Raw genomic sequence first — 19279 nt, forward strand, 5'->3', positions numbered from 1 at the left:
TAATACCTATTCTTCTAAGATTGCTACGCCATATTGGTATATATCCACACTATAAAGTATGAAAAATAAAAAGATTTTATTTATTCTCCATCTACCTCCACCTGTACATGGTGCATCTATGGTGGGAAAATACATACATGATAGTGAAGTAATAAATAACACTTTTGACTGTCACTATTTAAATCTTGCATTAGCAAAAGACCTAAACGACATAGGAAAAGGTGGCATGAGAAAGCTGAAAGATTTCTATAAACAGCTGAAACAGGTCAGACTACTAATAAAATCTATAAAACCACAACAATGTTACGTGACCCCTAATGCAAAAGGTGGTGCATTCTACAAAGATTTTCTTGTAGTTATGCTCTTAAAAATAATGCGACAAAACGTAATTGTTCACTACCATAACAAAGGCGTTGCAACAAGACAAAACAGATGTTTTGATAACTTATTATACAAAATGTTCTTCAAAAATCTGAAAGTTATTCTGTTATCAGAGAATTTATATCAAGACATAAAGAAATATGTAAAGTATAAAGATGTCTATATTTGCCCTAACGGAATACCTATTCACGAAAATCTGCCTATAGTTCCTCAAAAAGAATTCAACATTCTATTTCTATCAAATATGATGAAAGAAAAGGGTGTGTGGGATTTATTAGAGGCATGTACGATATTAAAGAAAAAAGGGAAACCTATAAAATGCCATTTTGTAGGCAAATGGAGTGATATCAAAGAAGAACAGTTTACAGATGAAATTAACAAAAGGGAACTCACAGAATACGTATTTGCTCATGGAGCTAAATACGGTAATGAGAAAGATGTATTCCTACAAAAAACTGATGTATTTGTATTCCCAACCTATTACAATAACGAATGTTTCCCATTGGTATTGTTAGAAGCAATGGAACAAGGCCTTCCTTGTATCAGCACTAATGAAGGCGGTATTCCTTCCATTATAGAAAATGAGAAAACCGGATATATAATAGAAAAGCATTCGCCCAAAATAATTGCTGAAAAAATAGAATATTTAATGGAACATCCCCAGCAATGTGCCAACATGGGAAAAGCAGGAAGAAAAAAGTTTCTTAACGAATTCACTCTAGACAAATTCGAAGTACGAATAAAAAATATTTTAGAAGATTGTATAATCACAGCGTAACATTTCAGTGAAAAAAAGATTATTTGATATACACCCTTGTGTAACCACTCATCACATCGGACAAAAATATATTTTACTAACCAACAAAGATACCAATACAGATCTCACCCAAATTGCCGTAACCCAGCTAAAAGCCGGAGAAGTAGCAGAAGAGCACCTACACCCCACCATGGAAGAATTCTTCCTGTTTCAAAAAGGAGATGCAATGATGACAGTTGGCAAGGAACAGATAGCATGTAGCAGTGGAGACTTTATCAGCATACCGACTAATACCCTGCACGCTTTAAAAGCAATTACGGATATTGAAATCATAACTATAGGTTGTGCTGTTCATTGATATAAAAGCCAAGGCAGATAGACTATGTTTAACTGCCCAATAACGTAGAAATAAAATAATCAATATATAGAATCGGTATTAGATATGTTAGAGAAAAACGCTAAGATTTTTATAGCCGGTCACCACGGACTGGTAGGTTCGGCTATTTGGAATAACCTGTTGCAAAGAGAATATACAAACCTGGTAGGCCGTTCGCACAAGGAGCTGGACTTGCTGGACGAAGTGGCCGTAAAAAGTTTTTTTGACGAAGAAAAACCGGACGCTGTGGTACTTGCCGCCGCCCATGTAGGGGGAATCATGGCCAACCTGCAATACCGGGCGGATTTCATTTATCAGAACTTGCAGATACAACAGAATGTTATAGGTGAGAGTTTCCGACATGGTGTGAAAAAGCTACTCTTTTTGGGAAGTACCTGCATCTACCCGCGTGAAGCTCCGCAACCGATGAAAGAGGACGTATTACTGACTTCTCCATTGGAATATACCAATGAACCGTATGCGATTGCAAAAATAGCCGGACTGAAGATGTGCGAAAGTTTCAACCTGCAATACGGAACGAATTACATAGCGGTGATGCCAACCAACCTATACGGTCCGAATGATAATTTCCATTTGGAAAACAGCCATGTGCTGCCTGCCATGATACGTAAGATTTATTTAGCCAAATGCCTGAACGAAGGTAATTGGGATGCGGTAAGGAAAGACATTGATTTGCGCCCGGTAGAAGGTGTGGACGGAAGTTATACCAATGAAGAAATAGTAGCGAAACTGGCAAAATTCGGAATTACACAAGAAGCTGTGACGCTGTGGGGTACAGGAACTCCGCTGCGTGAATTCCTATGGAGTGAGGAAATGGCGGATGCCAGCGTACACGTATTACTGAATGTTGATTTCAAGGATACTTATAATCCGGAAACAAAAGAAATACGTAACTGCCACATCAACGTAGGAACCGGAAAGGAACTCAGCATCAAGGAAGTGGCCGAGAAGATTATGGCTGAAATAGAATTTAAGGGCGAATTAAGATGGGATACAAGCAAACCGGACGGTACGCTGCGCAAACTGACGGATGTAACCAAATTACACAATTTAGGCTGGCACCATAAAGTGGAAATAGACGAAGGTATTCACAGACTGTATGAATGGTATCTGAAAGGTATCTGTATCAACCATAAAACAAACTGAGCCAGATAATACGATTACCGATAAATATATACATTTTCACATTTTTTCTTGCTTATAATATACATTTGACTTAATTTTGCCGCATAAATCATACTTAAATATTAGTGTCTGTCCTATTTACCTTCTGTGTGACAGGCAATAGCGTAGCGTACTCCACGGTAAACACATTTTTCCAATATACATGTTGAAATTAAGAACAGTTTCGCTTCTGGGCTGCAGAAGTGAGCTTGATGCGTTGCCTAAAGGCAAATTGCTGATAAATACAATCAATGCTCACTCGTATAATACAGCTCAGAGAGATACGGCATTTGCCGAAGCATTACTGAAAGGTGACGCCTTGATTCCCGATGGTGCAAGCATTGTATTGGCCTTTAAGTTTTTAAGACATAAAAAGATAGAAAGAATTGCCGGCTGGGATTTATTTCTGCACGAAATGAATAAATTAAACCGGAAAGGCGGTACCTGTTTCTTTTTGGGCAGCAATGATGACACATTAAGGAAAATCAAAGTAAAAGCCGTCAGGCTATATCCTAACATTCAAGTCGAAACCTATTCCCCACCCTACAAAGCTGAATTCTCCGAAAAAGACAACCAACAGATGATAGAAGCCGTAAACCGTGTAAATCCGGATTTACTATGGGTAGGTATGACCGCTCCCAAGCAGGAAAAATGGGCATACACTCATCTGAAAGAGCTGAATGTAAACGGTACGATAGGTACCATAGGCGCCGTATTCGACTTCTTCGCTGAAAACATACAACGCGCTCCATTGTGGTGGCAGGAGCATAGTCTGGAATGGCTGTACCGCCTGATAAAGGAGCCCAAAAGAATGTGGAAAAGGTATATCATAGGCAATACCCTCTTTTTAGGATACTTATTAAAAGAAAAAATATCAAATTAATAAATACACAAAATGAAAAAAGTAGCACTGATTTCCGGTATCACCGGACAGGACGGTTCGTTCCTCGCCGAGTTTTTGATTGAAAAAGGTTATGAAGTTCACGGTATACTGCGCCGTTCGTCTTCTTTCAATACAGGACGTATAGAGCATCTGTATCTGGACGAATGGGTACGTGACATGAAGAAAGACCGTCTGGTAAATCTGCACTACGGAGATATGACAGACAGCAGTTCGTTGATTCGCATCATCCAGCAGGTACAACCGGATGAAATATACAACCTCGCCGCGCAGAGCCATGTAAAAGTGTCTTTCGATGTACCCGAATATACGGCGGAAGCCGATGCGGTAGGTACACTGCGTATGCTGGAAGCCGTACGAATTCTGGGTATGGAGAAGAAGACAAGAATTTATCAGGCTTCTACCTCGGAACTGTTCGGTAAAGTGCAGGAAGTGCCGCAAAAAGAGACCACTCCTTTCTACCCGCGCAGTCCGTACGGTGTGGCCAAGCAGTACGGATTCTGGATTACGAAGAACTACCGCGAGAGTTACGACATGTATGCAGTAAACGGTATTCTCTTCAACCATGAGAGCGAACGCCGCGGCGAAACATTCGTAACTCGCAAAATTACACTGGCAGCCGCACGCATAGCGCAAGGATTCCAGGACAAGTTGTATTTAGGAAATCTGGATGCACGTCGTGACTGGGGTTACGCCAAAGATTATGTGGAATGTATGTGGCTTATCCTGCAACATGACAAACCGGAAGATTTCGTGATTGCCACCGGTGAAATGCATACAGTGCGCGAATTTGCCACCCTTGCTTTTAAAGAAGCCGGTATAGAACTGCGCTGGGAAGGTGAAGGCGTGAATGAAAAGGGTATCGATGTGAAAACCGGCAAAGCGTTGGTGGAAGTAGATCCGAAATATTTCCGTCCATGTGAAGTGGAACAGTTATTGGGTGATCCGACCAAAGCAAAGACATTGCTGGGCTGGAATCCTACAAAAACGAGCTTCCCCGAACTTGTAAGAATCATGGTAGCTCATGATATGAAGTTCGCAAAGAAATTGTATCTGAAAGCACAAATGGAAGAATAAATACATTTTTCTCATTTTCCTTGTTTTGTACAAACAGAATGTATACATTTGTGTCGTTTTTCATTTTCTTCAATTTGTCTGTCTGTGAAACCATTACCTATGTGACAGGCAAAAGCGTAGCATACTCTCCCGAGGTATAATGCCTATAAAAAAATACTTATTACTATTTTTCCTGTTTTTCTGTTGCACAGTGATACGGGCGCAGTATTCCATGGGAAATACCGGCTTGTTGAACATACCCACGGCGGACATGCGGGAAACAGGTACTTTCATGGGCGGGGCTAATTACCTGCCGGACGGAATGACCCCTTTTAAATTCAATACGGGTAATTACTTCGTTAATATCACGTTTCTATCCATCTTAGAGCTGAGTTACAGATGTACGTTATTGAAAACCACCCGGTATGACGGAAAAAGAGGATATTTCCAACAAGACCGTTCAATGACGGCGCGTGTGCGCCCGTTGAAAGAAGGAAAGTATCATCCTTCCATAGTGATAGGTACCAATGACCCATTCAAAGATATGGGCACCAACTACTTCGCTACCGTTTACGGAGTGCTTACCAAGAGTTTCTCGATAGTGAAAGGCGACAGGCTGGCGCTGACTGCCGGATATTACTTCCCGCTGAACAAACACAGTGTGCAGGACGGACCGTTCGGCGGCATCAGCTACTCTCCCGCCCGATGCAGAGAAATCAGTTTCATGGCGGAATACGACTCCGATGGGTTTAACGTAGGCAGCGCCGTCAGGTTATGGAAGCATTTGTCCGTACATGTTTTTACCAGAGAGTTCAACTGCATAGCAGGCGGAATCAGGTATGAATGTACGCTGATACATTAACGACAAGGCTACCGGTCAGAATGAAAAGAATATACATCGTTGCATTTCTGATGCTACTGTGCACCACGGCAGATGCCCAAATCATGGCGAAGCTGAAGGAAATCGGCATGGAGAATATCCGGTGCGTACAGACGCCGGAAACGACAACAGTGGCTTTTGAGAATAATGTATACCGGGGAACATACACCGGCATAGGAAAAGCCGTTACAGCCTGCCTTGACGGTATACCCGGCGGTAACTTGCAGATGGTGGTACTGGAAAACAGAATCCCCCGTTTATATATCGATATGCCGGACTCACTGGTACATGCCTACAAAAAAGGAGACATCGGCCTTGCGCAAGTATACCAACGGATGCGGATATCCGTTGATACAGACAACGCCATGAAGGTATTGGAGAAAAGCGAAAAACCGGAAAACACCTCGGCATGGAAAGTGGACGTCGTTATTTATCCGGACCTTTTTCTTGAGAACAATACCTTTGATGAGCTTTATACCTATGCGATAAACCTGAATCCGGCAGTGGAGATGGCTCTATGGAAAGGAGCCAAAGCGACCGCACAGGTGATACTTCCCATAGCGACCAATCTGACCGGAGAAATGAAACGGGTACGGCCGGGGATAATCACCATATCGCAGGATGTACGGCTGAAGCATAACTTATTCGGACGTCTCACTGTGGGAAACTTCACCGATAACCGCATAGGCGCCCAACTGGCGATAAAATACCGTACCGACAACGGACGTGCAGAGGTCGGGGCCCAAATGGGAGTAACCGGGTTTTCTGCCGTAACAGCCGATGAGGGTTGGTACATCGGTACCAAAATGCGTGTGAACGCATCGGTCACGGCATCTTATTACGAACCGCATACCAACCTGCAATTCGACCTGAGCGCCAACCGCTACGTATTTGGCGACTACGGCATAAGAGGTGATTGCACACGGCATTTCGGGGAATATGCAATCGGTCTTTTCGGAATATATACAAGCGGAGAGATAAACGGCGGCTTCCATTTTGCAATCCCTTTGCCCGGAAAGAAATGGAACCGAAAAGGATTCTTCCGGGTGAAACCCGCCGACTATTTTGCATGGACTTACAGCATGGTGGCGCATGGGAAATATATCGACGAACAAATGGGAAAAAGCTATTATACCCGCCCTGACGAAAACAGAAGCGGCGGATTCTACCAACCTGATTATATCCGTTATTTCCTGATTAAGGAAGCGAAGAAAGCTCAATCAAAATCAATAAAATAAATCAAATAAATTAGTTTTTAAAGACAAAATCATGAAACAGAAAAGTTTTTTATTCGGAAGCCTTTTGTTATGCGCAATGGCTTTCAGTACAACCGGTTGTAGTATCGGCGGAGATGACAAAACAAATGAAATTGTAGACGATCCTTTAAAAGATAAAACCGAATACTACATTGTAGGACAAGTGAGCGACAGTAAAGGAGTAGTGGCAAACGCCAAAGTGGAAACCGGCAACGTTTCTGCGACAACAGACAGTAAAGGAGTATATAAACTGACTGTGAACGACGCCACCGCATACAAAGTGAAATTTACAGCAAGCGGCCTGCAGACTTTCGAAGCAGAGACAAGCATCGCATCTTCTGCCAAGAACCGTAGCCAGGTGACCTTGAATGTAAGAATGGCAAAAGAGATTGTATATGATGAGAATCATACCGAAACCGCAACACCTACTGCTGATGCGGTAGTTACGGCACCGAACATTGTAGACACCAATGCCGATCCTGCCACCATCACTATTCCGGCAGGTACGGTAACACAAGATACAAAAGTTGCGGCGGTTGTATATGAAGAAGCTAAAATCGCAACAGGAAATGAGACTCAAGTACCGGTAAGCAATGTAGCCGTTAAAACAGAGCCGGCCGATATAGTGGCTGAACAAGATGTTACCATCGCCGTGAATAACCTTGCTGATGATGCGACGGACGGTTATTTCGATACCGATTATATGTCTGCCGTTAAAAAAGACGAAGTTGCTACAAGAGCGGACAAATCTTTAGGTAAACCGGTATTCAACGCCGAGGACAACAGATATGAAATCACCATCCCTGCCGGAGAAAAAATAGCAGGAAAGTATGAGATGAATGTGAAATTCGACAAAAGCAGCAAAACATCGGGTACCGTGGAATACAATGCCGTGAACGGAAAAAGCGAAGTGTTGAAACTGGAAAACAGAGAGTTCAATGCCATGACCGGTGTGAAACTGAATGTAACGGTGAAAAACGGCTGGACATACACCACTTCTCCGGCCACGGCATTGGCTGCCAAAGGAGCTTCTCAGAAACTGGCCGCCGCAATAGAGCGATACATCGAACTGCAGGAAGGTAAGGAAGGCGTATATGAAACAGCAACCGAACTGACTACCAACATCAGCGGTAACCACGTATTGTATTACGGAAACAAAGCCAACATCCTGGCAAAGACTTACACATTCCATGTCATGATTAACGGCCAAAGCACTCCGGTGGAAGTTAACTTGAACAGCTACAACGGATACACGGAAGAGTATACCAACGGCCCCATCAGCCAACACTCCGGCGGTAGTACCGGTAAATAACCGCATACATGAGAGTTAATCAAAACTATTATTTAAATAACACATACCTATGAGTTTACGTAATTTTTTATCAAGTAGAACCGGAAAACGTTTTTACAACTTTTGCTATTGTTGGGGTGCTTGTCTGGTAATTCTAGGTGCCATCTCCAAAATCGGTGATTTCCCATACGGTAACATACTTTTGGGTATAGGCCTGTACACCGAAGTATTTATCTTCTTCATCTCAGGATTCGACGAACCCACCAGAGAATATAAATGGGAAAGAGTATTTCCTATCCTGAACGACAAACTGGCGAATACCGACCCGAAAGTTGCTTCCGTGAACTTCAAACTGTCCGGAAACGGTGAAAACTACAAACAGGAAATGGCTAAGCTGGAAGAGAACGTGAGAGCATTGAACGAAGCCCATGAAGCCCAGTTGAAACAAGTGAAGCAACAAATGGACCTGCTGAACAAACAATACAAACAAATGCAGGATACAATGAACGTAAAAACAACAAAGTAAAATAGCTGTTATGTCAAAATATGTAATGCCGCCAAGGCAAAAAATGATTAACCTGATATATATCATCTTAATCGCTATATTGGCCATCCATATATCTAAAGATGCCATAGAGGGTTATGATATTATCAGCAATGACTACCGCCCGCAAATAGCACAGCTCCAAACATACAACGAAGAATTAAGAGTACGCCTGGAGCAGGAAAAGCCGGAAGTCACGGGACAGGTACAATCTGTCAAAGAGAAAACCAATGCCATTCGGCAAGAGTTGAACGACCTGAAAGAAAACATCATACGGACAGCCGATAAAGACGAATATCAGAGCGGTATCCTCAAGAACCGCGATAACGAAAAGGCGACTCCTGATGTACTCCTCAGCAACAAACGGGGTAATAATCTTAAAAACAGCATCGCAACCTACAAGCAGGAAATGGAAAGCATGCTTGCCGGTGACGCGCAGAAAAAACTCGTAAGCAGTTATATGAACATCACTCCTCAAACCGACAACGCTTCATGGGAAGAGGAAACGTTCTCGCATCTGACTGCCAATGCAGGTATCACCATGCTTGACAAAATGGAGATGGAATTGCTGAGCTGCGAAAAGGAAGTGTTGCTCGCCATGACAAACGGAACGGGAATACAGACTTCGGAAGCAACCCCGGAAGCCGGCAAACCTCAAAAGGAAGCCGAAAAAGAAGCTGAAAAGGAACCGGCAGAGCTTTCGGATAACCAAATCTTCGTAAACGGAGTACCTACCGACATCCTGACCGACGGAACCCTGAAGAAGCCTTTTGTACAAATAGCTCCCGAAGCCGCCGTATTATACAAAGGATACGACAATAAGCTGCAACTGACGAGCATCGGTATTCCTCAAGAGCAACTGAAAGTTTCCATGAAGAACGGTAAGGTAGTGATGCGCAACAACCGCTACATCGCCCTGCCCGACAACAACAGCCGTACCGCCGTCATTACCGTGAGCGATGGAACCGATGTATTGGCACGTTATGAATACGAGGTCAGAAATCTGCCCGCTCCGCAACCTTACCTCTCTTATTCCCATAACGGTAAAAACACGTTATACAAGGGTGATGTACCTCTTGGCAAAAGTCATTTGCTCGGCATGAACGAACTGGTGGCGCAAGCCAATGAAGGTCCTCAGGTAAAATATAAAGTCGTATCTTTCGAAACGGTATTCATCGAAGCCGGAAGCAACAAGGTTATTACCCTTAAAAACAAAGGTAACAAATTCTCCGGCGAGCAGAAGAAAGCCATCGAACAGTTACAGGCAGGTGATAAATTCTACATCACATCCATTACCGTGTCCGGCGGACAAAAGACAGATGAGCAAATCGGCTCTATCAACGTAGTACTCTATTAAAAAAGTAAAGTTATGAAATTTGGATTTAAACACATTATATTGGCTGCTGCGCTGATGAGTGCCGGTAGTCTTACTGCACAGGAACAAAATGACAAAACATCGTTCCAAAAGTACAACTGGTTCGTAACCGGAGCCGTTAACGGAGAATGGCTGTCCAATACTACCGGAAACATGATTGTCGGCGGCAAAATGGGAGCCGGTATCCAACTGACCCGCTACTCGGCATTCCGCATCAACGCGTTTGCCGGAAAGAACCGTGTAAAGACCATGCGCGCCCAGCAATACGGAGCCGAATTGGACTATATGCTGACCTTGGTGGGAAATAAAGGATACCAGCCTTTCAACCTGGCGGCTATCGTCGGAGCCAGCTACAACCACTTCAACACGAACAAGCTCGACATCGATAACAAGAACGTCAGCTCCATCGGTGGAAAGATAGCGTTACAGGCGTCATACAACCTGAACAGAAAGCTCAGCCTATTCATTGAACCTTCGTTTACCATCCTGCCCAAATACTACAAGGGCAAAGACGCCGATGACGTATTTGTACAATCCGGCGTGAATATCGGTGTCACATACAGCTTCAAAGACAAGTACAAAACATCCCGGAAGGCTAAGAATGAGGCTTTCGCCGACAAAACCGACATACAGGAAATCAAAGACAAGATGAACCGTATGCTGGAAGAAATCAAGCAACTGAAACAGGAATCGCAAAACACTCAAAAGGTGGAAGCAGGAAAGAACATAGTTATCGAGCCTGCCCAACAGAAAGGTATCATTTCCGTAGATATCCACTTTGACGAGTTCAGTTCCTTCATCAGCGAAGAGCAAGCCGGCAAGCTGAACAATATCGGCGAATGGATGACCGAGAATCCTGCCGTTATCAAGATTGTAGCATTCAGCAATGACGTAAAGGACAAGAAAGCCGAAACCGAACTGCGCAACAAACGCACGGAAGCCATCAAGAAAATGTTGGTAGAGAAGTACAACATCGCTCCCGAAAGAATTGCATCCGCCGCTCCCGAATCCATGGGCTATGCAAACAAGACCGGAAACAACGCGATGATTATCTTCATTCCGAGCAACTTATAAACAGAAATTCACTTCTATGACTATCGCCATTGATTTTGACGGCACAATCGTAGAACACCGATACCCTAAAATCGGAAACGAAATACCTTTCGCCATCGATACGCTGAAAATGCTGATTAAGGCTCATCATCGGCTGATACTATGGACCGTACGTGAGGGGAAACTGCTGGACGAGGCTGTGGAATGGTGCAGGGAGCGGGGCGTGGAATTTTATGCCATCAACCGTGACTACCCCGAAGAGGACACCGCCCATCACGGTTTCTCGCGCAAAGTAAAAGCGGACATCTTCATCGACGACCGCAACTTGGGCGGCCTGCCCGACTGGGGAGACATCTACCGCATGGTTCAGGAGAAGCTGACGTACGAGGAGCTGTATCGTGACAATGATAAAACTCCCCCCTCAAAAAAAGGCGGACTCTGGAGTTTCCTCAAAAAGTAACCGTTTTTTTGACTTATGTCAAATCGTACTCCGAAAAGACTCTTTAAATTTGCAGCGTCATTTAGAAAACGATAGAGTAAATTAGTTTTTATAAGAGAGAGATTAGTTTTTAGGGTACACTAAAAAAATTAGGCAACATCTGTTAACAGATGTTGCCTTTTTTGTTATATTTGTGCCTAATGAAAAACAACACCCATATCACGCCGTTTGCAATCAGCCTGTTCTCCCTGCTTTTCCTTAGCGCTTGCAAAGATAATCCCCCCAAGGAAGGCCTACACCTGCCCCAAGAATTATTCAGAGAAGGAGACATCGTATTCAGAAGAGGCACCGGATTCACCAGCCGCATAGTGCTGGCGGCCGACAGCGAGGGAAGATACTCGCATACCGGCATCCTGAAGAAAGAGCGCGGAGCATGGTACGTGATACACGCCGTTCCCGGCGAACCGGACTTTAAGGGAGATGCGGACAGGATAAAGATGGAACCCGTCGAACGGTTCTTCGATGCGGGGAAAGCCGCGCGGGGTGCCGTGATGCATGTGCAAGCAGACTCCGCCCTTGCATGCAGAGCCGCCCGAAGCGCACTCGGACTTTTCCGCAAACACCTGTTGTTCGACCATGACTACGACTTGAACGATACCACCGAGATGTATTGCACGGAACTCATCGACTATGTGTACCGGAAAGAAGGGATAGACCTGTCCGAAGGCCGAACCACTTCCGTCAACATCCCCGGCATGAGCGGTGACTATCTGATGCCGAACGATATTGCGCAGAGCGGACGCCTCTGTTTGATATACTGTTTTTAAAACACACATTATTCACTTAAAACAAAAAACGTATGAAAAAAGTATTCTACTTCACCATGATGGTAATGGCAGTCTTCGTAATGGCGGCTTGCTCTTCTTCTCCAAGCACTCCGGGCGACGCGTTGAAAAAGTACAGCGGGTATCTGCAAAGCGGCGATTATGAGAATTTCGTAGAAGGACTGGCTTTCGACGACAGTCAGGATGCCGCCAAGGTAAAGGAACAAAAAGAAGCGCTGGTATCCATGCTCAAAGAAAAAGTATCGAAGGAATATGAGAAGAAAGGCGGCATAAAGGACATCGAAATCCTCTCGGAACAAGTGGCCGAGGACGGCAATACCGCTGTGGTAAAGACCAAATACACTTACGGCAACGGCGAGACCGAAGAGGGTGAGCAGCAAATGGTGAAGAAAGACGGCAAATGGCTGATGTCCATAGGAAAGTAAAGCCCGGACAGCCCTGAAAAGATACCGGACAGCATACGGAGTAAAGGAAGGAATTCCTCTGCCGCAGCTGTCCGGATTTTATTTAGCTGTCTGTCGTTTTATATAGAAATCTTATCTCAGTAAAGTTCGTGCCGCCCCACTTCCTCAAAGAGCGTCGCCAGTTTCTCAATGACCGGTTTCAGATACCGCCCGCCTTTCTCCGCGGACGCCTTCCCGGGATTGCCCACCCCGCTATCCACAGTGGCTTTGTCCCAATGGCGGGGCGCCCACGCCACCTTTTCATTCAGCGAGGCAATAGCAAACGGACGGGAGTCTCCGTTACCGGCCTCATCAAGATTCACCAGCTCGGGATGATAGTACATCATGGCCGAAGTCTCCGATTCACCGGCATGGTCGTCTATGGCGGCCTCGAAATAGCCCTTGGTGGGAACGATGCCGAACCAGTCCGTCGCCAGAATCAGGAAATCGGGATAGACGAAGGCAAGGTCGCGAATCATTCCTTTGAAATTATTCCCGCCGTGACCGCTGATGATAATCAGCTTGCGGATGCCCTGCGCGTGAAGGGAAGCCACAATATCTTCCAAGATGGCCTGCTGGGTGGCGTAACGGGTATGGATGCAGAAAGGAAGTTCCCGCTGTCCGGGATTGTGAGCGCCGAAAGGTACGGGCGGCATCACCATGCAGCGCACGCCGGAACGTTCCAACGCCAAAGCGGCGGCATCCACGGCAATGTCATGCGGCAGGATGCAGTCCGTGAGATACGGCAGATGCAGGTTATGCGGCTCGGTGGCTCCCCAGGGAAGAATCACAACGTCATACTTCACGTCTTTCACCTTTCCATAGCAGGAAACGGTAAGGTCTATTTCTCTTTTTTCCATAGCTGTCATCTTTAGAAATTACTGCTTCCGGTATTCCTTGGGCGAGAGGCCGGTATGATGCTTAAAGTATTTGCCGAAGAACGACTGATTGGCGAAGTGCAACTCGTCGGCTATCTCCTGAATGCTCTGCTCGGACGATTTCAGCATGGCTTTCGCTTCCAGAATCACCAGGCTGTCAATCCACTCGCCCGCCGTCTTTCCGCTCACCTCTTTCACCACGGTGGAAAGATGCTTAGGGGTAAGGAACATCTTGTCGGCATAATAGGACACGCTCCTCTCCTCTTTATAATGTTCGGAAACATACCGTATGAAGCGTTCAAACAAATCTTCCTTGCGGCTTTTCGGAGTGCGCTCCTTAGCGGTATGCCCCTGATAGATGTCGTATATCTCGTAGAACAGAGCCAGCAACAATCCCTGCGTAATCTCCTTGCGGTACGGGTTGTCTTTCAGCTTCACCTTGCTCCACAGGAAAGAGTGATATTCCTCGAACGCCTGCAACTCGTCGGCGGTGATATCGATGCAAGGCCGCTCCTTTATCATGAAGAACATGGGAAACAACTGCTGCATGGTAGGTATCACCAAATCCATGAAATCTCTGGACACCGCTATAAAGCTGCCGGAGAAATCATCGGAACGTTCGCCCTGCTGCACGATTTGCTCGGGCAGGATGATACAAAGCACTCCCTCTTTCATTTCATATTCCTGCAGGTTGATGTTCATCTTACACCGGCCTTTCCGGCAGACAGCAAGGCAGGCGGCGTTCAGGCGCGTAGGATATGGCGTAAAAGGAATATCCCTTATATCATCAAAAATAGCGAAATCATTGCCGATAAAGTCAATCATGGGCAGATGCTGTATTCCGGAGATATCAACGTTGCGTATCTGTTTTGTATTCATTGTTCTTGTGCTTTGCCGGCAAATATAGGATTATTCACGGAATTATTAATTTAAAAATCGTGAATGTTATCCTAATTCATTATTTTAAAGCCGATAAAGAACGTACGCGGCTGTGTAGGTCCGTAAAAATAACCGGCATCGCGAAACTCTCCCTTATCCAAATCCTTCTGGAAACTGTTGAAAATGTTTTGCACGCCCGTATTCAACTGAAACTTGATATGGTCGTGCAGCACGAAGGTATAGTTCAGCTTCAGATTGAGGTCGAAGAAGTGGGGCGTATTCTCCATGCGGTCTTTCTCGATATACCCGGCGTAGTGCGGCACAATCATCTTGCCCGTATACGTGCCCGACAGAGAGAAGTCGAAATTCTTCACCGGGGCGGACGAGAACGTAAAGTAGCCGTAATAGTCGGGCGTGCGGGGCATACGTTTGGTGGTCAGGTCTTCACCGTCCACCTGCGTCCAAACCTCTTCCCGGGTATAGCGGCTGCGCTGCGCGGTAAAGCCCAGCTGGAACTGCGCTTCCTTGCCATGGGCAATCTTGGCGTCGAGGTTGGCGCCGTACACACGGGCGCCGTTACCGTTACGGCGCTCCTTAATCACATCGCCCATATCGTTCTTGCCGATGTCCTCGAGCACGAATACATGGCGCAGGTCGGTATAGAAACCCTCTACGAGGATATTGGCCTGCCAGTGTCCCAGCCGGGTGGTCCAGTCCACCGAACCGCTGTAACTGTTGGAACGTTCCTCGCGCAGGTTGTCCGCCAGCTTGATTTGCACGCCTTCGCCGCCGACCGCGGTCACATGCAGGTCTTCGTCGTACGCTTGCGGCGCGCGGAAACCGGTGGAGTACGTCAGGCGCGCCTGAAAATCCTCGGCGGGCTTATAAAGCAGGTTGACGCGGGGACTGAATATCAGCTTGTCTATCAGGTTGTGCTTATCCAAACGGGCGCCTACGAGCATGGTCAGCACATTCATCTTCCACTCGTTCTGCACGAAGGCGCTGGCGATGCGTACATCCTGCCGCATGTCGCGGTGATAGCCCGTCATGACATCGTGCATGGAGTTGTTCTGATACTCCAGTCCGCCCGTAAAGGTGGCGGGGGCGAAGAGGCAGTTGTCCATATTGCCTACGTACATGCCGCCTGCCACCCAGGTCAGGTCGTTCGTCTTGCCGTAGGCGTTCATATCCTTCTGCGCGCCGTAGTAGCTGTTGCGGTCGGTGTGCTGGATAGAGCCGTACAACGATATTTTATGCTTATACTCGCGCCAGAAGAGGTCGTAGCTCAGTCCGCCGCTGTTGATGATGTGCCTGGTCTGCTCGGTGATGTCCGTTTCGTGCGGCTGAAGGTCGAACTTGTTGCCGCCGCGGCGGAATTCGTTGGTAGTGTGATACTCCAGGTTGATGCGGCTGAAATGCGTGGGGCGGTAATAGGCGCGGAAGCCGAAAGTATTCATGTTCAGCTTGCCCAGTTCGGAGAAACCGTCACCGTCGCGGTCGTAAGGATTGCGGTTGCGGTAGCTTTCGTAGAGGGCGATTCCATAGGAATTGTCTTTGGCCACCAGAGAGACGTTCCCGCCCATGTACTGCTCCCAGGACTTGCCGTCCATATTGGAGAACATGCTCGATACCTGGAAGGAGTTGTTGATGGGGTCTTTGGTGATGATATTGATGGTTCCGCCCACGGCATTGGCGCCGAACAACGCCGAACCGCCGCCGCGCACTACCTCTACCCTTTCAATCATATTCACCGGTATCTGCTCCAAGCCGTACACCCCGCTCAGCGCGCTGATGATGGGACGGCTGTTAATCAGGATTTGCGAGTAAGGGCCTTCCAGACCGTTGATACGCACTTGGGGGAAACCGCAGTTCTGGCAGTTGTTTTCCACACGCAAGCCCGACTGGTAGTTGAGCGTTTTGGCGAGGTCGGTGGAGTTCACCATTTCGAAGAGCTTGGCGCTCATCACGTTCACCACCACAGGAGCCGCCTTCCGGCTTACCTCATTGCGATTGGCGGAAACCACAACTTCATCGGTCATGAAGCTTTCTTCCTGCAACTGGAAATGTACCACCGCCGTAAAGTCCTTGTTGACTTCAATCTCTTTTTCCTGCGTCTTATAGCCCACCGCAGAGACGCGCAACGTATACTTACCGGCCGGCAGGTTCTTGAACTCAAACTGGCCTTCTTCGTTGGATACCGTTCCCTGTCCGCTACCCACAATCAAAACGGTGGCATACGGTATGTTCTCTTCCGAACCTTTCACAAGGACATGGCCGGAAATCATATTGCCTTCCCTTATCGGGTTTGCGGCAATAGCCGCGCCGATACTCACCACGGTAAGCATCAACGCCAATATATAATGTTTCATTTGAATAATCGCTTTTATTTCTGTTACAGATTCAGCTCGTACGGGCTGACCTTCAACATTTACTCTTTAAAAAAATCAGTTGTTTAACGGTACCATTCCGGTATCAACCGTAGGTACGGCAAATACCAAGCGTTGGTACGGCGAATACCAAGCATTGGTACGACAGATACCAAACGTCGGTACAACGAATACCAAGCGTTGGTACGGCAAATACCGGACGTTGGTACAGACAATATCAAAGGGTAACGGAATAAGGGGGAGCGCGGAGAGAAATCATCCGATACGCTTTTCCCTTGATGACGGACGTATCGGTTTCGTTTTCCACCACCCGCAGCAAAGAACGCATCGGGTGTTGTATTTCGCCGCAATCCGGTTTGTCCGAACTGAAGTGCGACAACAAACCGATAGCAATCAGCGAAGTAGCGGAGTGTGAATGCTGGTTATGAAAAGGGTGAGAGTGGGTAATCAATACCCCGTTGACGTAATGGACGTGAGTAAACGCCGTTACGCTTGCCTGGTACCCTACAAAGAGTACCAGCAAGCATAATGCGTATATGGTTCTTTTAATCCTTCTCACGTCTTATTATCCGCCTTTTGACTTTAAGGCCGCAAAGTTAGTAATTATTCCTGAACTTTACCAAACAAGAACTCATAATCACGTTTGGAAGCGGGAACAGCCCACTCCTCGGGAACAAATTTCCACTGGCCGAGCGCACGGGGTTCGATTACTTTCTTCCCCTCGATGTACTGCATCAGGTAGTAGCGCAAATCCTTGTCGGTAGAGCTGACGATGCGCTCTTTCAGTTCATCCTGCGGAATGCCGGCGCCTTTTGTCAGCAGCTCCCCGCCGCCGTTGCCGCGGTAAGAGTTCAGGGCTACCGTGTACATCTTATTCATATCGAACGGAGTACCGTCCGCCATGCTGAGAATGGTTACTTTCCGGCCACTCGGCTTCGTAACGTCCACCGTGTAGATGATGCCTGCGGCGGAGTCGAAGTTGAAACTGAAATTCTTGAAAGCGGCTCTATCCGCCGCACCTTCGCGGGGCTTGTCGCGGAACAGCAGGATATGGTCGTCGGGAGAAGTCATGCGGTTCGTCCAAAGGTCGTAGGACATCTCCAAAGCGTCGTGCACTTCCTTACCCGAGAGCTTCATGGTGTAGAGCATGTTCTCGTACTTGTACAGGTTGAACATATCGTACACGTAAACGTCCCCTTCCTTTATCCGGGTGTCGTATGACAGAGGGGCGGCCAGCGAAATCTCGGCGCCGCTGATATTCAGTTGCAAGGTATGGATAAGGTCGATGAAGGCGGACGAACCGAAATAGGCGGGACGGGTGGAGATGGTTTCCGTGAAACGCCCTATCTTCTTCGATACGAAATCCTGAATGGTGGCGTACTGTGACGCGAAATGTTTCATAAACTCGTCGCTGACGCCGTATGCTCCGGTTTCGGTCAGCACGCCGTCAATCTTCTTGTCCGTGACCTTGCCGTCGCGCAGCGTCACGGTGATGTCTATGTCGCTCACCACCACACCGTTGCTGGCGGGGTCGATAACCAGTACGGAGTCGCCTGCGATGTTCCGCACTTTCTTACATTCGCGGGCGTGGTCGTGTCCCATCAGTACGATATCGAAGCCCGGAACATTGCGGGCTACGTCCAGCGAGGCGTTCTCCCGGTACTTGCCGCCCATCAGCAGGGCGTCCTGTCCGGCATGGAACATGCCGATTACGATGTCGGGACGCTCCTTTTCACGGATTATCTTCATCCACTTGCGCGCCGTTTCTTCCATGTCGTCAAAGCGGAGCCCTTTCCACAGGTTCTCGGACAGCCACACCGGAATGGCGGGGGTTATCATGCCGAGGACAACAATCCTCACTCCGTCGCGTTCGAGCGTCACGTACGGCGGGAAGTGGGTTTTGCCCGTAGCCGTTTCGATGATGTTGGCGCCCAGTACGGGAGCATGGCAGTCGCCCGCCCAACGGTCGAACACGGCACGTCCCGTTTCCACATCGTGGTTGCCCATGTTGCCGGCGTTATATCCCATGAAGTTCAGCATCTCGGCCGCTACGTGGGGAGATACCGTATCTATATAATTGTAATAATAGGCGGTGGGCTGCCCTTGCAGGATATCACCGTTATCCAGCAGAATCAGATTGTCCTTATACGTCTCACGCTCTTTCTGCACGAAAGCGTACACGCGTGCCAGACTTCCGACGGCATCCCGTTGGAGAATGAAATCACGGGGATAAAAGTTCCCGTGTATGTCACTGGTCTGCACTATTTTCAATTTCACTTCTTTATCCTGCGCGGCAACCGTGCCGATAAGCAGGAAAATACATACAAAACAACAAGTCAGCTTTTTCATATAT

At 47.0% G+C, this 19279-nt stretch carries 19 protein-coding genes; 14 read left to right on the forward strand and 5 right to left on the reverse strand.

The window, feature by feature from the left end; all coding sequences use genetic code 11:
• The first annotated feature begins 58 nt into the window (after positions 1–58).
• The 14 genes from BUB52_RS12135 (at position 59) to BUB52_RS12200 (ending at position 12764) form a co-directional block, all read left to right on the forward strand.
• Complete coding sequence (locus tag BUB52_RS12135) at positions 59–1159, forward strand: glycosyltransferase (RefSeq protein WP_009120691.1); 1101 nt, start codon at positions 59–61, stop codon at positions 1157–1159.
• Between the two features lie 7 nt (positions 1160–1166).
• Positions 1167–1496, forward strand: a complete 330-nt coding sequence (locus BUB52_RS12140) for a cupin domain-containing protein (protein ID WP_009120690.1) — start codon at positions 1167–1169, stop codon at positions 1494–1496.
• 84 nt (positions 1497–1580) lie between these two features.
• A complete protein-coding gene (locus tag BUB52_RS12145; RefSeq protein WP_009120689.1) occupies positions 1581–2681 on the forward strand; it encodes a GDP-L-fucose synthase family protein in 1101 nt (366 codons plus the stop codon).
• A gap of 181 nt (positions 2682–2862) precedes the next feature.
• The gene (locus BUB52_RS12150; RefSeq protein ID WP_009120688.1) at positions 2863–3582 is read left to right on the forward strand and encodes a WecB/TagA/CpsF family glycosyltransferase; all 720 of its coding nucleotides are present in this window, start codon (positions 2863–2865) and stop codon (positions 3580–3582) included.
• 12 nt (positions 3583–3594) lie between these two features.
• A complete protein-coding gene (gene gmd, locus BUB52_RS12155) occupies positions 3595–4677 on the forward strand; it encodes a GDP-mannose 4,6-dehydratase (protein ID WP_009120687.1) in 1083 nt (360 codons plus the stop codon).
• A 139-nt stretch (positions 4678–4816) separates the two neighbouring features.
• On the forward strand, positions 4817–5518 hold the full coding sequence (locus BUB52_RS12160; RefSeq protein WP_039950213.1) for a YjbH domain-containing protein: 702 nt from the start codon (positions 4817–4819) through the stop codon (positions 5516–5518).
• Between the two features lie 20 nt (positions 5519–5538).
• Positions 5539–6774: a YjbH domain-containing protein gene (locus BUB52_RS12165; protein ID WP_039950211.1), complete on the forward strand. Its 1236-nt coding sequence runs from the start codon at positions 5539–5541 to the stop codon at positions 6772–6774.
• A gap of 31 nt (positions 6775–6805) precedes the next feature.
• Positions 6806–8104, forward strand: coding sequence for a carboxypeptidase-like regulatory domain-containing protein (locus BUB52_RS12170; protein ID WP_009120684.1), 1299 nt, complete (start codon positions 6806–6808; stop codon positions 8102–8104).
• 49 nt (positions 8105–8153) lie between these two features.
• Positions 8154–8609: a type IX secretion system motor protein PorL/GldL gene (gene porL / locus BUB52_RS12175; protein ID WP_009120683.1), complete on the forward strand. Its 456-nt coding sequence runs from the start codon at positions 8154–8156 to the stop codon at positions 8607–8609.
• Positions 8610–8619: 10 nt separating this feature from the next.
• Entirely contained in the window at positions 8620–9984 is a 1365-nt protein-coding gene (porM, locus tag BUB52_RS12180; RefSeq protein WP_009120682.1) for a type IX secretion system motor protein PorM/GldM, read from the forward strand.
• 12 nt (positions 9985–9996) lie between these two features.
• On the forward strand, positions 9997–11076 hold the full coding sequence (locus BUB52_RS12185) for an OmpA family protein (protein WP_009120681.1): 1080 nt from the start codon (positions 9997–9999) through the stop codon (positions 11074–11076).
• 16 nt (positions 11077–11092) lie between these two features.
• Positions 11093–11515: a BT0820 family HAD-type phosphatase gene (locus tag BUB52_RS12190; protein ID WP_009120680.1), complete on the forward strand. Its 423-nt coding sequence runs from the start codon at positions 11093–11095 to the stop codon at positions 11513–11515.
• A gap of 179 nt (positions 11516–11694) precedes the next feature.
• Positions 11695–12321 carry a C40 family peptidase gene (locus BUB52_RS12195; RefSeq protein WP_009120679.1) on the forward strand — a complete coding sequence of 209 codons (627 nt, stop codon included), beginning with the start codon at positions 11695–11697 and terminating at the stop codon, positions 12319–12321.
• Between the two features lie 32 nt (positions 12322–12353).
• A complete protein-coding gene (locus BUB52_RS12200) occupies positions 12354–12764 on the forward strand; it encodes a DUF4878 domain-containing protein (RefSeq protein ID WP_009120678.1) in 411 nt (136 codons plus the stop codon).
• A gap of 116 nt (positions 12765–12880) precedes the next feature.
• On the opposite strand, the gene BUB52_RS12205 is transcribed toward BUB52_RS12200, so the two are convergent.
• From BUB52_RS12205 to BUB52_RS12230, 5 genes are all read right to left on the reverse strand, one after another.
• Positions 12881–13642 carry a creatininase family protein gene (locus BUB52_RS12205; protein WP_039950263.1) on the reverse strand — a complete coding sequence of 254 codons (762 nt, stop codon included), beginning with the start codon at positions 13640–13642 and terminating at the stop codon, positions 12881–12883.
• 18 nt (positions 13643–13660) lie between these two features.
• Positions 13661–14539 (reverse strand): helix-turn-helix domain-containing protein, encoded by an 879-nt coding sequence (locus BUB52_RS12210; protein WP_009120676.1) that lies wholly within the window; start codon positions 14537–14539, stop codon positions 13661–13663.
• A gap of 71 nt (positions 14540–14610) precedes the next feature.
• Complete coding sequence (locus BUB52_RS12215) at positions 14611–16908, reverse strand: TonB-dependent receptor (RefSeq protein WP_009120675.1); 2298 nt, start codon at positions 16906–16908, stop codon at positions 14611–14613.
• 235 nt (positions 16909–17143) lie between these two features.
• Positions 17144–17485: a hypothetical protein gene (locus BUB52_RS12225; RefSeq protein ID WP_039950208.1), complete on the reverse strand. Its 342-nt coding sequence runs from the start codon at positions 17483–17485 to the stop codon at positions 17144–17146.
• Positions 17486–17529: 44 nt separating this feature from the next.
• On the reverse strand, positions 17530–19275 hold the full coding sequence (locus tag BUB52_RS12230) for a bifunctional metallophosphatase/5'-nucleotidase (RefSeq protein ID WP_039950261.1): 1746 nt from the start codon (positions 19273–19275) through the stop codon (positions 17530–17532).
• Positions 19276–19279: the final 4 nt, after the last annotated feature.

The sequence above is a fragment of the Bacteroides clarus YIT 12056 genome (genome assembly GCF_900129655.1).
Taxonomy (GTDB): domain Bacteria; phylum Bacteroidota; class Bacteroidia; order Bacteroidales; family Bacteroidaceae; genus Bacteroides; species Bacteroides clarus.

Coding starts and splice junctions, on each gene's coding strand:
- BUB52_RS12205 (WP_039950263.1), bottom strand. CDS start 13,642: ATGGAAAAAAGAGAAATAGACCTTACCGTTTCCTGCTATGGAAAGGTG.
- BUB52_RS12185 (WP_009120681.1), top strand. CDS start 9,997: ATGAAATTTGGATTTAAACACATTATATTGGCTGCTGCGCTGATGAGT.
- BUB52_RS12150 (WP_009120688.1), top strand. CDS start 2,863: ATGTTGAAATTAAGAACAGTTTCGCTTCTGGGCTGCAGAAGTGAGCTT.
- BUB52_RS12215 (WP_009120675.1), bottom strand. CDS start 16,908: ATGAAACATTATATATTGGCGTTGATGCTTACCGTGGTGAGTATCGGC.
- BUB52_RS12165 (WP_039950211.1), top strand. CDS start 5,539: ATGAAAAGAATATACATCGTTGCATTTCTGATGCTACTGTGCACCACG.
- BUB52_RS12145 (WP_009120689.1), top strand. CDS start 1,581: ATGTTAGAGAAAAACGCTAAGATTTTTATAGCCGGTCACCACGGACTG.
- porL (WP_009120683.1), top strand. CDS start 8,154: ATGAGTTTACGTAATTTTTTATCAAGTAGAACCGGAAAACGTTTTTAC.
- BUB52_RS12230 (WP_039950261.1), bottom strand. CDS start 19,275: ATGAAAAAGCTGACTTGTTGTTTTGTATGTATTTTCCTGCTTATCGGC.
- porM (WP_009120682.1), top strand. CDS start 8,620: ATGTCAAAATATGTAATGCCGCCAAGGCAAAAAATGATTAACCTGATA.
- gmd (WP_009120687.1), top strand. CDS start 3,595: ATGAAAAAAGTAGCACTGATTTCCGGTATCACCGGACAGGACGGTTCG.
- BUB52_RS12160 (WP_039950213.1), top strand. CDS start 4,817: ATGCCTATAAAAAAATACTTATTACTATTTTTCCTGTTTTTCTGTTGC.
- BUB52_RS12195 (WP_009120679.1), top strand. CDS start 11,695: ATGAAAAACAACACCCATATCACGCCGTTTGCAATCAGCCTGTTCTCC.
- BUB52_RS12200 (WP_009120678.1), top strand. CDS start 12,354: ATGAAAAAAGTATTCTACTTCACCATGATGGTAATGGCAGTCTTCGTA.
- BUB52_RS12190 (WP_009120680.1), top strand. CDS start 11,093: ATGACTATCGCCATTGATTTTGACGGCACAATCGTAGAACACCGATAC.
- BUB52_RS12135 (WP_009120691.1), top strand. CDS start 59: ATGAAAAATAAAAAGATTTTATTTATTCTCCATCTACCTCCACCTGTA.
- BUB52_RS12210 (WP_009120676.1), bottom strand. CDS start 14,539: ATGAATACAAAACAGATACGCAACGTTGATATCTCCGGAATACAGCAT.
- BUB52_RS12170 (WP_009120684.1), top strand. CDS start 6,806: ATGAAACAGAAAAGTTTTTTATTCGGAAGCCTTTTGTTATGCGCAATG.